Origin of the sequence: Nostoc foliaceum FACHB-393, assembly GCF_014698505.1 — a bacterium.
GTDB classification, from domain to species: domain Bacteria; phylum Cyanobacteriota; class Cyanobacteriia; order Cyanobacteriales; family Nostocaceae; genus Nostoc; species Nostoc foliaceum_A.
Genome location: NZ_JACJTD010000006.1, coordinates 138,507 through 152,464, shown reverse-complemented (window position 1 = coordinate 152,464; position 13,958 = coordinate 138,507). Strand labels below are relative to the sequence as shown.

Sequence of the window (13,958 nt, the reverse complement as noted above, 5' to 3'; positions counted from 1 at the left end):
CTCTACAAAAGCTGATTAGATCGAAAAAAATTGGTAGTGAGTAATTGGGAACATCCGTTACCCATTACCTATCATTGATGAGTAATAATCAAGTAATCATATTAAAGAGTAAAACATCTGGTGCTGTTAGCAACTCAGTAAAAAAGTCTGCAAATACCTTGAGAAAACTTATTTTTCTCCAACTATGCTAGGAAAATTTTTTCATAAACCAGACAAGGAAGAGGGGGAACGCGTCCCTCCAGGTCAACACTTAGCTAAAGGTTTCCCCGTATTAACTTACGGTGCAACTCCCCAAGTCAGCATTGAGGAATGGGAATTTCGAGTTTGGGGTTTAGCAAAACCTGTTACCTTTAATTGGTCAGACTTTATGGCACTGCCTCAACACGAATTCACAGCAGACTTCCACTGTGTAACGCGCTGGTCTAAACTAGATGTCAAATGGACTGGCATAAAAGTTACAGATTTCATGGGTCTGATTGAGCTAGACCCCAAAGTAGCCCACATTATGGAACACTGCTACGGCGGCTACACTACCAATATTTCTGTAGAAGATTTTATCCGCGAAGAAAACTTCTTTGCCTTTAAAGTCTTTGGTGAAGACCTTCCATCTGAACACGGTGGCCCGATGCGGCTAGTTGTACCCCACCTATACGCTTGGAAAAGTGCTAAGTGGATTAATGGTTTAGAGTTTTTAGCTGGTGAAGAACTTGGTTTTTGGGAGCGCAATGGCTACCATCGCCGTGGTGAACCCTGGGCTGAGGAGCGTTACAGCAGCGCTTTTGGCTTTTAATAATTAATCATTAAAACTTAGGAGTTAGCAGTTAGGAGTTAGGAGTTAAAAATTCATAACTTATAACTCATAACTCCTAACTTTTTTAACCCAGAAGTTTCTTGATTAGCGGCAATTTGCCCTCATAGGGAGCGTATCGCCATTTTAAATCGAGCCAGAAAGAGTTTTGCAATACACTTTTGTTATGAGAAAAGGTGTCAAAACTAGCTTTACCGTGATAGTTGCCAATACCGCTATCTCCCACTCCACCAAATGGTAAAGATGAGACACCAACCTGCATCACTGTATCGTTGATGCAGACTCCACCAGAGGAAGTTTCCTGCAAAACTCGCTTTTGCAGGTTTTTGTTTTGGGAAAATAAATATAACGCCAAGGGTTTTGGTCTAGAGTTAATCAAGGCGATCGCTTCTGCAATGTCAGTATATTCAATAATGGGTAGAATAGGGCCAAAAATTTCTTCCTGCATTACAGAATCTTCTAAGGAGACATTATCAATTACTGTTGGGGCGATATAACGTTCCGAAGGTTGAGCATCTCCACCAATGATAACTTCACCATCTTTGAGAAAATTAACCAACCTATCAAAGTGTTTTTGACTTATAATCCTGGCATAATCAGGACTGTTTGCTGGATTATCACCATAAAATTCTTTTAAGGATTTTACCAGACCATCTATTAAATCTTTTTTGATTTTTTTATCAACTAAAAGATAGTCAGGAGCGATACAAGTTTGTCCAGCATTAATAAATTTGCCCCAAGTAATTCGTCTGACAGTGTGTTCAAGATTAATGTCAGTATCTACGATACAAGGACTTTTGCCACCCAACTCTAAAGTAACTGGTGTAAGATATTTTGCTGCTGCTGCCATGATTATTTTGCCAACGGCTGTACCACCAGTAAAAAAGATATGGTCAAACTTTTCTGCAAGTAGTTTTTGACTGGCTTCAACGCCTCCTTCAACCACTGCAATATAAGCAGGATCAAAATATTTAGCAACAATTTCAGCGATGATACGGGAGGTATGAGAAGCTATTTCTGAAGGTTTTATAATTGCACAATTACCTGCTGCGATCGCACCTACTAACGGTGAGATAATTAACTGAAATGGATAGTTCCAAGGCCCAATAATTAAGACAACCCCCAACGGTTCTGGATAAATTCTCGCCGAGTAGGAAAAAAAATCAAAGGAAACGGCTGTTTTTTTTGGCTTAGTCCAGGTTTTGAGATGTTTTATGGCATAATCTATTTCTTTTATAACACCGATTTCTGTAAGATAAGTCTCCACTTCTGGCTTATGTAAATCTGCTTGTAATGCCTCAACTATTGACTGTTCATGCTCAATAATTGCTTGCTTGAGATTTCTAAGTTGCTCAATGCGGAAAGTAACGTCTTTAGTTTTGCCAGTTTGAAAAAACTCACGCTGATTCTGGATAATATCGCCAACGTTAGATAATTCAGTGATAATCATTGTTTTGTCCTATAAAAAAACTATTTTTTTTAATGTTAGCGCTGGTACATCAACATATTTGATTCGTCATTTTTTAGTATTTTACCTTCTAATGGTAATATTTACTTAAAGTTATTGCTCGGTAGATAGTAGTAAATTTATCAATTATGAATTAATAATAAAAACTCTATAATTCATAATTGATAATTGCTAATTTCTCATATTTTAGTGGGTAGAAGCACAATAAATACACTACCTTTGCCCAACTCAGAATTAAGCAGAATACTGCCTTGATGTGCCTCGACAATTCGGCGAGCAAGATATAGTCCTAAGCCACTACCAGAAGTTTTGTGGCTGCCTTGGCGAAATCGTTCAAATATGGTGGCTTGTTCTTCAGGGGGAATACCTGGGCCTGTATCCACTATTTCAATTCTAATGTAGTCAACAGAATTGGATATTTCAGAGAACTGAGATTGACTACTTTTATCAAATTGGCGTTGAGAAGTAAAACGAATAGTCACAGAACCAGAGCCAGTAAATTTGATCGCATTGCCTATGAGGTTGGTGAATAGACGATGCAATTCTAAGCGATCGCCCATCACTGTGTTTGTGCTTGATTCCTCAGTAAAGTCTAAATTTAGGGATAGTGCTTTGTCTTGAGCTAGAGTTGCCAATTCTCCAGTCACCTCCTCTAGCAATCGGCCCAGATTAACTGGTTGAAATGCCAAAGTTTTGCGGCCTGCTTCAAAACGATAAACTTCTAATAGGGTATTGACCATAGAAAGCAGGTTTATATTGCTACGGGCCATAATAGCGATTACTTCTTGCATTTGTGGTGATAATGCTCCCAACGCTCCTTGCTCAAATAGCATCAACATGCGATCGGCCGCTACTAAGGGAGTACGTAAGTCGTGGGTGAGGCGGGAGACAAAATCTTCTCGTTGGCGGGCAATTTCATCACGTTCATCCATACTATGCTTCAAACGCAGGAGCGATCGCACTCTTGCCAGCAATTCATCTACTGTTACAGGTTTGCGGATAAAATCATCAGCACCCAAGTCTAAACCGTGGGCGACGTTGGGCGCATCGTGGGCAGTAATCAGCAGTATGGGGATGTATTGTGGCAATTTCATCTCTCCACGAATGTGCTTGGTGACTTCGTACCCATCCATACCGGGCATCATCAGATCCAGCAGAACCAAGTCACAAGGAGAAGCTTTCAATTCTGCCAAGGCTGAAATACCATTTTCTGCGGTGCTAATTGTGTAACCTTCTTCCTCCAAAATAGTTTTGATCAAAAACACGTTATCAGGAGAGTCATCGACAACCAGAATTTTGTCAGAACGAGAAGATTGGGAAGTCATATAGATGCAAGGTACGGGGTAAAAGTAAATTTTTGAGAAGGCTAGCTGTATTTGTAACAATTTGTCTAGCTATATGTGTGTGAATCCTTCTCTTTTGTTGGCTCAGGCAGAGACTTTAGAGATGTTTTGAGCAAAATCCAATCAAGATAGAGTATAAGAATCTGCATTTTCAGAAAGTGGTTGAGACATTGAAAGCTTTCATCCCTCAGCAGCCATGCCCAGATTTTTTTCAGCAATAGCATTAGGATAACTTCAATAGATTTCTTGAGAATCAGAGTAATTAATATTTCTAACATTGCGAGCGCCTCAGCTGCTTGACTGAGTTCAATGTCGCAATTTTGTTTTGTAGTTATTTATTTGACTTGTCGTGACTTAGATTGACATATCTTGACTAGCTACAAAACTATATAAATGCAAGCTAGACTGAGCTTTAAGGTGATTTCACATTAGGTATATGTCGTTACCAAGAGACTTTCTGACACAACTAGAGCAATACAGCGAATTGTCAAACCGAGAAAAGGCAGTCTTTTTAGAAATCTTCAGTAGTGGCAAGAGTCGAGTTCAAGTTACACAAGCGCTTAACATCTCTAACAGCAATCTCAACAGTTTTCTAACGGGGATTTACAAAAAGTTCAGTATTTCCGGCAGTGGGCCTGTGAAAGAAAGCCGCTTGCGGGAATATCTCCAAAAGCGATATTCCCAGCAGAAACCTTCTGGTAGCTCAACTGCTGACATTGCAGAGGATGATATTGATGCTCTAGTTCAAGAAATCCGGGAAAAGATTAAACCCAGCATCAAAGAAAAGTGTGGAACGATGCGTGTGCTGGATATGGATCAGCCTATTGAGTTAACTGGAGAGCGAGGCATCTATACTAACGTCAACATTCTGGAGAAAACCACAAAACGCAGGCGAGTGAAAATTGGGCAACTGCTGCAAAAGTTTGATCGGGAAGACTTTGATCATTTTGGACTTCATGAACCCAGTGAGAAGCGCGTGTCAGGACTGCAAGCAGTGCAGCATCACAAAAAACTAATGGTTTTAGGTAAACCGGGTGCGGGAAAGACTACATTTTTGAAGTATTTAGCAATGCACTGCATCGAAGGGCAATTTTTGACAAACCTAGTTCCCGTGTTTATCATCCTCAAGGACTTCGCACAAGACCCTAAACAGCTAGATATTCTCCAGTACATTACTCAACAATTATTTATCTGTGGTATCCACAATAGCAGTGTGAAAACCGAGCAAATGTTGAGACAGGGTAAATTTTTGGTTTTACTGGATGGTCTGGATGAAGTTAGAGAAGAGGATACAAAGCGTATTTTATGGCAAACTCGAAAGATTTCAGAAGAGTTCCACACCAATCAATTTGTTATAACCTGTCGGATAGCTGCCAAAGAATACACCTTTGAACAGTTTACTGAGGTGGAAGTGGCAGATTTTGACAAAGAACAGATTGCTATTTTTGCTCACAACTGGTTCCGATTAAACTGCCAAGTGAAAGCTGAAAGATTTATTGAAAAACTACAAGCTAACAAACGGATTTTTGATCTGGCAACTAATCCACTATTGCTGACCTTGCTGTGTTTGGTATTTGAGGAAAACGAAGATTTTCCAGCAAACCGTTCAGAACTTTATAAAGAAGGTTTGGATATATTGCTTAAGAAATGGGATGCTAAACGTAATATTGAGCGCAATCAAATTTATCAAAATTTATCGTTGGTCTGTAAAGAAGATTTACTCAGCGAAATTGCTTTTACTACCTTTGAGCAGAAAGACTATTTCTTTAAACAAAAAACTGTAGAGGCATATATCGTCAAGTTTCTCAGTAATTTACAATTTCCTAATTTAGAACCAGAGGTTTTGAAACTTGATAGCGAAGCTGTTTTGAAATCTATTGAAGCCCAGCATGGGTTACTGGTGGAAAGATCAAAAGGAATTTATTCTTTTTCACATCTGACTTTTCAAGAGTATTTTTGTGCTAGAAAAATTGTAGCTACCTTAGCATATAAAAATTTAGTGCATCACAGAAATGAGAAACGCTGGCAGGAAGTATTTTTACTTACAGTTGGAGTTATGGAATATCCAGATAATTTAGTATTATTAATGAAGCGAAAAATTGATAATTTAGCTGCTTCAGATGGAAAAATACAGCATTTTTTAGAATGGCTTGATTGTAAATCTAGTTCATTTGAATCTTTTTACAAGCCAGCAGCTATGAGAGCATTGTATTTTGAAATGACATTAGATAACGAACAAAATAAATTAGATAATACTCTTGAATGGGATTCAGAAAATACTTTATCTGGTTTAGATAATGCTCTTGGATTAGATTCAGAAGATACTTTAGATGATATAGAGATAGATTGGTTACTCAATCATGCTCTCACCAATGCTCTTGTTCTTACTGATGACTTAGCTAACGCTTTTTTTCAAGGTCTTGATGCTACTGATATTCTTGATGAAACTATTGATAAATTATCTCGTGGACAAGCGTTAGTTGCTCGGGACGATGCTTGGTGTAATATAGCTGATATTGATGATTTTCTTATAAATGCTATAGATTTAACTTCTTATTTTCAATCAGAGTTGAAGACGGCATTGCAGTTACTAAGAGATAAGCTTAATGAGGCAATATCAGAATGGGAAAACCTATTTGAAAAACTAGAAGAATTTGGAGAATGGTGGGAGAAAAATAGTCAAGCCTGGACTAAGCAGTTAATAGCTTTGATGATTGAACATCGTAATATTGGTCATAACTGGCAGTTCAGTTATAGACAAGCTAAACTACTACGGCAGTATTATAACAGTAACAAGCTTCTGGTTAACTGCTTAAACAGCGATTGTAATATTAGCGAAAAAATTAGACAAGAAATTGAGCATAGCTTGCTATTACCAATAAGTAAATTAGAAACTGAAAATAACAAATAAATTTCCTAATTTTGCATTTTAAACCTTTATCCACGTCTTTAGAAGTTTCGATAATCCTTTTTTAGTAACTTCTTACTTCAGTAAATTGATCTGTGATGAATTAAAACAAAAAGTATCTTTGTGCCATTGGTAAAACTGTCGCAGGTTCACAAATCAGCAACTCCCCATCTGCCCTAACTTGGTATGTTTCTGGATCAACTTCAATGTGAGGTAATGCATCATTCAGCTTCATATCCCGCTTACTCAATTGGCGTGTCCCAGAAACTGCAACTGCTGACTTTTTTAAACCTAGCTGGCTGGGAATTTCTTTCTCTAAAGCTGCTTGGGAAACAAAAGTTAATGATGTGGCATGACGCGCCCCTGCAAAACTACCAAACATCGGTCGCATATACACTGGTTGCGGTGTGGGAATGCTAGCGTTAGCATCGCCCATTTGCGACCATGCAATCATTCCGCCTTTAATCACTATCTCTGGTTTCACGCCAAAAAACGCGGGACGCCACAAACATAAATCTGCTAATTTTCCCTCTTCCACTGAACCGACATATTCAGCAATTCCGTGAGCGATCGCAGGATTTATAGTATATTTGGCAACATATCTTTTTGCCCTGAAATTATCTGCTTTTTGCTCACTTCCTTGTGGGTTAAAAGTTCCCCGTTGCACCTTCATTTTGTGAGATGTCTGCCAGGTGCGAATTATCACTTCGCCTACTCTTCCCATCGCCTGAGAGTCAGAAGAAATCATGCTGAATGCGCCTAAGTCGTGCAAAATGTCTTCGGCGGCAATGGTTTCCCGGCGGATGCGAGATTCGGCAAAAGCGACATCTTCAGCGATCGCAGGGTCGAGGTGATGGCATACCATCAACATATCCAGATGTTCATCTAAGGTGTTGAGGGTGTAAGGACGTGTCGGATTGGTGGAAGATGGTAAAACATTGGCTTGGCTGCAAACTTTGATGATATCTGGTGCGTGTCCTCCGCCTGCGCCTTCAGTGTGGTAGGTGTGGATGGTACGATTCTTGAAAGCCGCGATCGTATCTTCAACAAATCCGGCTTCGTTCAGAGTATCAGTATGAATCGCTACTTGCACATCATACTCATCGGCAACGCTGAGGCAGGTATCAATTGCTGCGGGTGTAGTTCCCCAGTCTTCATGAAGTTTTAACCCCATTGCACCGGCGGCTACTTGTTCTACAAGTCCCTGGGGTTGACTGGCGTTACCTTTGCCCATAAATCCTAAGTTGACGGGAAAAGCATCACCAGCTTGCAGCATTCGGTAAATATTCCAAGGGCCGGGGGTGCAGGTAGTGGCATTTGTACCCGTAGCTGGGCCAGTACCGCCGCCAATCATGGTGGTAATGCCGGAAGCGATCGCAACTTCTATTTGTTGGGGACAAATAAAATGAATATGGGCATCAATACCGCCAGCAGTGAGGATCATTCCTTCACCTGCTAAGGCTTCAGTTCCAGGGCCGATAATAATATCTACATTATTTTGAATATAAGGATTTCCGGCTTTACCAATTTTGAAAATCTTGCCATCTTTAATACCGATATCTGCTTTGACAATACCCCACCAATCGAGAATTAAGGCATTAGTAATTACTAAATCTACAGCACCATCGGCGTTAGAAATGGGGGATTGTCCCATTCCATCTCTGATAACTTTTCCGCCGCCAAATTTAACTTCATCGCCGTAAGTGGTGAAATCTTGTTCAACTTCAATAAATAATTCTGTGTCTGCAAGTCGGATGCGATCGCCTACAGTTGGCCCGTAAGTTTCGGCATAGGCACGGCGATCCATTCTGTAACTCATAACTATTCCTCACAAACTGCGAATTTGGAATTTTTCAAACCTCATCTGAAAACCATTCCCTTCAGGCGAGGCACACATTACACCTACACTTACTGTTTCTCTTGGAGTCAAATAAGCGAGCCGCAGCATTGTATACTCAGTTCCATTCAAAGAGTATTCCACCTCTATTGCTGTGCCGCGTCGAGTTACACGCACCCAAATTGCAGATGGATTTTGCGGTATTGGAATAACAGACCAATCTGAGAAATTCCGTGTAACGACTGCGCTAATTTGTTGCACACCATTGACAAATTCAATGCCACATTTTAACCAATTCAATTCATCTGAACGTATCATCAAGCCAGCTTGATCGTATAAATCCTGATATTGTCCGCTGATTTTCACTTCAGCAATAAAGTCACCTTGAATCTTTTGATAAAAAAAGTGACCATTATCTCTAATAAAACCGTAGTGAGTTTCCCGCCAGAAATCTGTTTTTGCGCCGGAAGTGATAGCGATCGCTTCATCTTTCACTTCCCATACAGGCGGTTCATTGTACCATTCCATTTTCATAGCTACAGAGAACCATTAATTTTGGCATTGAAACCGTAGACTTGATGAGTACCAACTAAGGGGACTAGAGTTATTTCTTTTTCATCGCCTGGTTCAAAGCGGACTGCGGTTCCTGCGGGGATATTGAGGCGCATTCCTCTGGCTTGTTTTCTGTCGAAATGTAAGGCGGTGTTGACTTCATAAAAGTGATAATGGGAACCGACTTGTATGGGGCGATCGCCTGTATTTGACACTTGTAATTTTATAGTTGGACGACCAACATTTAGTTCAATTTCACCTGCTGGTGTGATAATTTCCCCAGGAATCATAATAAATTTAAATTTTCAAACTTAACGAATTGGATTATGTACTGTTACTAACTTTGTGCCATCAGGAAAAGTCGCTTCTACTTGTACTTCATGCACCATTTCTGATATTCCTTCCATGACGTCATCCCGTATCAATAGAGTTGTACCATAACTCATTAATTCAGCTACAGTTTGCCCATCTCTTGCGCCTTCTAAAATGGCAGCAGAAATATAAGCGATCGCTTCAGGATAATTAAGTTTTAAACCCCTTCCTTTACGTCTTTCTGCTAATAAAGCAGCTGTAAAAATTAATAGCTTATCTTTTTCCTGCGGCGTAAGTTGCATTCTTATCTCCTCTGTGTTCTCTGCGCCTCTGCGGTTCGTTTAAACCTGCCACACTCTTGGTATACAATTACCATGATTCAAAAAAGAAATTCGCAGCAGATGCCAAACATCAATAAACCAGTTTCTCACCTCAGATGTAGAAGCACCGCGATATCGACACAATAATCCATGTTGCAATCGGCTAACACCCGCTTCTCCTTGCCCATCCCATAAATTTCGCGTTTTTTCCACAATTTCTCCTGAAACTGCGCCACCAACCCAAACTAAACTACCTACTATTGGTTTTCCAGCCAAACCGTGAGGACTGTGAAAAGTTTCTTCGCTACCCCGTAACCATTGCCTATCAATCCACAAAGGAACATCTTGCTGCCAAATTTCCGTGTGCGATCGCCATTCTCCCTGCAAGAATTTTTCTCCTCTAGCACTGCGACCAAATCGGGTAATTTCCCAGCCTAACCAACTGCCCCCGGTTGCTAATTCTACCCGTAAATCTTGCCGATAAATCGCGTCGTTAAATAAAATTGTCTCTTGCGGCAACCACTCCAAACAAGCACCAGCGTCAACTTGCATCTGGATGTTTTGTCTAGATTGCAACCCATTGCTGCGGTATATCTTACTTGCAGCAGATGTAGTGATTAAGGCTTGGGTTTGGGGTTGGAGGTGGATGTTAGAGGATAAGCGATCGCCTCCCACCATTCCCCCAGCTGTATGTAAAATGACGCTATGACAAACTTTTTCCCCTTCTGGGTAAAATGGGCGTTGTACCTTTAGGGGTGCTTGGTGGCGATTATAAATTAATTGGGTTGTGTCTTTGCGAGCGGCATAAACTAAATTCAGTTTTCCATGCCAACCTTCTGCTATTTGCGAGTTACAGGTCATTTATTTAATTACTTTCAGCAAGGTGTACGCTAGTGCGATAGACCATATAGACAAAACCATTTTCATCACGAAAGTGCATATATAATTCTTGAAAATTATGAATAAGCTGTTCGTATGCCAAGCCTTCACGTGGGAGGTAAGAAACACTCATTGCTCGTCCAATAAGTCCAGTTAAATCTAACTGTTGCCTATAAGTAAAATTATATTCATGGATGTTAATAAAATAGGGAGTTACTAACAGTGGCTCTACCGACTGCATTCGAGATTCTGCTGGATGATTATTAGATGCTTTGCGGACTATTAGGCTATATTCTGTAGTTAAAGCATCTTCTTTATCGCGGTTATTCCACACCACAGCCAAGCGTGCTGATGGTTTTAAAATGCGGTGAAATTCCAATAAAGTTGGTTCGGGATTAAACCAGTGGAAAGCTTGAAAACAAGTAACTAAATCAACTGAATTATCAGGTAGTTGGGTAAATTCTGCTGTTCCATGACGAAACTCTATTAAAGGATGTGGTTCAGCCGCTTCTCGCATCGCCGCGTTTGGTTCTATGGCTATGACATTAACTCCCCGTTCCGCTAATAATCTTGAAGCAATTCCTGTACCTGCACCAATATCTGCTGCTACGAGTTGTGAATTTTCACCTAATCCTTCCAAGATAATATTAATTGCATCTGCGGGATAACTTGGTCGATATTTTACATAATCTTCTGCTCTGTCAGAAAATCGGTTGACTGCGTTTAAGGTATGTAAGGGGGTTGTTTCAAGATAAATTTGGCTCATGGGTTTTTATGGAAAAGTAGAAGTGCGATTGCTGTAGTTCATAAAAGCGATACGATAAAATTTGTTTTTATACCGCGCCTCTACGATCCATTTCAAAACCATATACATAGATATCAGCAACCTTATAGCGTTTCTCTTTTTCGCGCCATTCAATAATGCCAATTTCACTTAAAAAAGAAGCAAATTCTTCAAAGTCTGCTATATCATGTGCTGACTCTTGCCATACTGTTTGTAACTGTTCTTTAGATAAGAAGGCTAATTTACCCTTAAGAGAATCAAAAAATTTAGTCAAATCAGGGTATTCCTCTTTAATTTCTTCACACCGCTTTTCTGATGCTTTTTTCAAACCAAATTCTAAGGATTTTCCTTGAAGTAGGCGGTCTGTACGAAATTTGCTTGATGATTGTCCCTTATAGCTTAGTTCTTGTTCTTTTGCTCCTTTCAGTAATATACTTAAACTCCGAGGAAAAGTAGTGCTACTTGAGTCTGTTAATCGTTCATAAACCCATCGAGATACATTTTTAGCTCTATTTCCACCTCGGCGACGACTTCCCCACAGTAATTCTAAGGCTTTATCAATTGCCTCTTCTGTAGCTTGATCAATACTTTCAAAAGCGACAGGAGAAATACGGTCAACCAAATTCTTGAAATCTTCAGATTGTATTGCTTGACGAAGTGCTAATCGTAAAAAATCAATCCTAGTCCACTGTAAGATAATATCCCGTCCAGTAAAATGACTTTTATTGTCAAAACTTAAACGATTCCATATATCTTCTCTTAAAAAAATTTTAAATCTAATTTCTGTTAATCTGTTAGCATCACAAGATTGTACTAATTGAAATAATCCAGTGAGTGCTTGCTGTCTAATTCCTCCTACTTCAGGAAAATCTTCATCTAAATCATCGTAAAGAAACCACAGTTTTTGAGAATTATTTTTGGCTTCTTCATTAAGCAGAATATCTATCGCATCTTTAACTATGAGGCGGAGTTCAGAGTTAGTAGATAATTCTAACAAAACTTGAGTAGATTCAGACTGCCATCTTTCTTTAGGTAAATTATTAATAATTTTCCTCAATTCACTATACTTTGCGCTTTTCTTTCCTTTAGGAAAGTTAAACAAATTTTCCTGATGACATCTAAATAGTAAATAAGCTCTCCAAAAAGCTTCCCATGTACCTCTATTTTGTTGTAAAGTTTCATGGATGATTTGAAATTCATCACGAGTTGGACGACTTTCCTGAAATCTCCCATGTGCTGACAAAAATACAGTATTATCTAACCGTCCATGAGCTAGTTTTTGAGCAACACTTTTGTGTTTTAGAAAAAGCCAATAAAGTGCGGTTTTTCCTGTACCTTTTCGCCCTCTAATTAGGCAGGTTGTATCGTCTAAAAATCTTTCAAAATCAGTAGTACGTTGAAATAGTAAATTCAAATCTTGTCTTGGATCAGCAGCATTTACTTCAGGAAATTGCAGACTTTCAATAATATCCCACCGATGATCTATTGTATTTAAAACATTGCTGCGTTTGAGTTCATCAGTTTTTTCATCAATTAAGTTAGCAATTTTTGTGTAGTAATCTTGCATACCTTGTACAGGATAGCTGTCAGCCAAAGCGATTGGCAAAAGATAAGGGACTACTAAAAGTTTTTCTATTGGAGTTTGTGAATTATCTAAATCTGGCTCATCTTCATCTGTTTCATAGTTTTCATTTGTTACCGTATTTAATCTGTTCAGCAATGAGTACCAAATTTGTTTTACTTTTGATAAACCAATCTCAGTAACATCAGGAACAGGAGAAAAAACAAAATTAATGGATAATTTTTTTATCCATTGTAGTGATTGTATTAGCAGTTCTATTCCTTGTTTATTTTGCTCATTAGGAAAAAGAAATACAATTGCTTCGTCAGCTGCTTGAATTAATGATAAAGCTCCCCATTGATTGATTCCGGTTCTCGAATCAATTAAGATAATATCAGGTTTTAATTGTTCGTAAATTTCACGTTTGAAAATAGACCAAAGACTTTGATCTCCATCAATACTAGTAGTAGCATGAAGATCATCAACTTTGGAGACATAATCAAGATTAAGACAACCAGCAGGAACAACAAATAATCTTCCTGTGGCGTTAGAGATTTTCACTTCACCAAATATTTCAGCAATTGAAATACTTGGTTCTACATCTTTTGGTAAGTAGGAACGCTCATAAAAATAGTCAACTATTCCATACTTTGGTTGTGGCTTGAGGTTGAATGCCGTACTCAAGCCAGGTGCTTCTAAATCTAAATCCACAGCTACGACTTTAAGACCACGCATTGCCAAAATCGAGGCAACATGGGTTAATGCAGTAGTTCGACCGACTCCTCCCTTAAAGGAATAAAAGGTTACAGTTCTGGGTAAACTGGGTTCAGCCTGGGGAAGTTGAGGTTGATTTTGCGGATTTGCTGCTTGAATTGCTAAATCTTGCCAAGTTTGCACTGAAGCTGTATTAAAAGCCTGCGGTGCTGAAAGATTTAGTGAATCTGCTTCTTGAGGCGTATATAAGGAAATAAACCCAGGAGATAAATGAGGAACTTGTGATTTAAGTAAATTAAAACTTTGTTCTTTCCGCTGAGGAATAGATAAATTAATAAAGCGATCGCTTACAATAGTCAAATTCAATAAACCTGATGTAGAAATATTTAAATCAACCCATTCTTGTGAATTATGCACATATTGGTTTGTAATTTCTTTCTTTAGCAAAACCTGCCAATTTTCTTGCATTTGA

Annotated in this window: 11 protein-coding genes; 2 read left to right on the top strand and 9 right to left on the bottom strand. The window is 39.0% G+C overall.

Features of this window, described 5'->3' with window-relative positions; genetic code table 11:
• The first annotated feature begins 184 nt into the window (after positions 1-184).
• Positions 185-790 carry a sulfite oxidase-like oxidoreductase gene (locus H6G92_RS07955; protein ID WP_190892581.1) on the top strand — a complete coding sequence of 202 codons (606 nt, stop codon included), beginning with the start codon at positions 185-187 and terminating at the stop codon, positions 788-790.
• Positions 791-875: 85 nt separating this feature from the next.
• Here H6G92_RS07955 and H6G92_RS07950 read toward each other — a convergent pair whose 3' ends face one another.
• Both H6G92_RS07950 and H6G92_RS07945 read right to left on the bottom strand, forming a co-directional pair.
• On the bottom strand, positions 876-2,258 hold the full coding sequence (locus H6G92_RS07950; RefSeq protein WP_190892580.1) for an aldehyde dehydrogenase: 1,383 nt from the start codon (positions 2,256-2,258) through the stop codon (positions 876-878).
• A gap of 197 nt (positions 2,259-2,455) precedes the next feature.
• Positions 2,456-3,601 carry a hybrid sensor histidine kinase/response regulator gene (locus H6G92_RS07945; RefSeq protein WP_190892579.1) on the bottom strand — a complete coding sequence of 382 codons (1,146 nt, stop codon included), beginning with the start codon at positions 3,599-3,601 and terminating at the stop codon, positions 2,456-2,458.
• A gap of 454 nt (positions 3,602-4,055) precedes the next feature.
• Between H6G92_RS07945 and H6G92_RS07940 the strand changes: the two genes are divergently transcribed.
• Positions 4,056-6,530: an NACHT domain-containing protein gene (locus tag H6G92_RS07940; RefSeq protein WP_190892578.1), complete on the top strand. Its 2,475-nt coding sequence runs from the start codon at positions 4,056-4,058 to the stop codon at positions 6,528-6,530.
• A gap of 100 nt (positions 6,531-6,630) precedes the next feature.
• Here H6G92_RS07940 and ureC read toward each other — a convergent pair whose 3' ends face one another.
• From ureC to H6G92_RS07905, 7 genes are all read right to left on the bottom strand, one after another.
• Positions 6,631-8,346: an urease subunit alpha gene (ureC, locus tag H6G92_RS07935; RefSeq protein ID WP_190892577.1), complete on the bottom strand. Its 1,716-nt coding sequence runs from the start codon at positions 8,344-8,346 to the stop codon at positions 6,631-6,633.
• 9 nt (positions 8,347-8,355) lie between these two features.
• A complete protein-coding gene (locus H6G92_RS07930) occupies positions 8,356-8,892 on the bottom strand; it encodes a DUF1349 domain-containing protein (RefSeq protein WP_190892575.1) in 537 nt (178 codons plus the stop codon).
• A gap of 8 nt (positions 8,893-8,900) precedes the next feature.
• A complete protein-coding gene (locus H6G92_RS07925; RefSeq protein ID WP_190892573.1) occupies positions 8,901-9,206 on the bottom strand; it encodes an urease subunit beta in 306 nt (101 codons plus the stop codon).
• Positions 9,207-9,227: 21 nt separating this feature from the next.
• Positions 9,228-9,530, bottom strand: a complete 303-nt coding sequence (gene ureA / locus H6G92_RS07920) for an urease subunit gamma (RefSeq protein ID WP_190892565.1) — start codon at positions 9,528-9,530, stop codon at positions 9,228-9,230.
• 39 nt (positions 9,531-9,569) lie between these two features.
• The gene (locus H6G92_RS07915; protein ID WP_190892563.1) at positions 9,570-10,409 is read right to left on the bottom strand and encodes an urease accessory protein UreD; all 840 of its coding nucleotides are present in this window, start codon (positions 10,407-10,409) and stop codon (positions 9,570-9,572) included.
• A 4-nt stretch (positions 10,410-10,413) separates the two neighbouring features.
• The gene (locus H6G92_RS07910; protein ID WP_190892561.1) at positions 10,414-11,193 is read right to left on the bottom strand and encodes a class I SAM-dependent methyltransferase; all 780 of its coding nucleotides are present in this window, start codon (positions 11,191-11,193) and stop codon (positions 10,414-10,416) included.
• Between the two features lie 67 nt (positions 11,194-11,260).
• A complete protein-coding gene (locus H6G92_RS07905; RefSeq protein ID WP_190892558.1) occupies positions 11,261-13,954 on the bottom strand; it encodes a MinD/ParA family ATP-binding protein in 2,694 nt (897 codons plus the stop codon).
• Positions 13,955-13,958 lie beyond the last annotated feature (4 nt).

Coding starts and splice junctions, on each gene's coding strand:
- H6G92_RS07910 (WP_190892561.1), bottom strand. CDS start 11,193: ATGAGCCAAATTTATCTTGAAACAACCCCCTTACATACCTTAAACGCA.
- H6G92_RS07940 (WP_190892578.1), top strand. CDS start 4,056: ATGTCGTTACCAAGAGACTTTCTGACACAACTAGAGCAATACAGCGAA.
- H6G92_RS07930 (WP_190892575.1), bottom strand. CDS start 8,892: ATGGAATGGTACAATGAACCGCCTGTATGGGAAGTGAAAGATGAAGCG.
- ureC (WP_190892577.1), bottom strand. CDS start 8,346: ATGAGTTACAGAATGGATCGCCGTGCCTATGCCGAAACTTACGGGCCA.
- H6G92_RS07925 (WP_190892573.1), bottom strand. CDS start 9,206: ATGATTCCTGGGGAAATTATCACACCAGCAGGTGAAATTGAACTAAAT.
- H6G92_RS07905 (WP_190892558.1), bottom strand. CDS start 13,954: ATGCAAGAAAATTGGCAGGTTTTGCTAAAGAAAGAAATTACAAACCAA.
- H6G92_RS07915 (WP_190892563.1), bottom strand. CDS start 10,409: ATGACCTGTAACTCGCAAATAGCAGAAGGTTGGCATGGAAAACTGAAT.
- H6G92_RS07950 (WP_190892580.1), bottom strand. CDS start 2,258: ATGATTATCACTGAATTATCTAACGTTGGCGATATTATCCAGAATCAG.
- H6G92_RS07955 (WP_190892581.1), top strand. CDS start 185: ATGCTAGGAAAATTTTTTCATAAACCAGACAAGGAAGAGGGGGAACGC.
- H6G92_RS07945 (WP_190892579.1), bottom strand. CDS start 3,601: ATGACTTCCCAATCTTCTCGTTCTGACAAAATTCTGGTTGTCGATGAC.
- ureA (WP_190892565.1), bottom strand. CDS start 9,530: ATGCAACTTACGCCGCAGGAAAAAGATAAGCTATTAATTTTTACAGCT.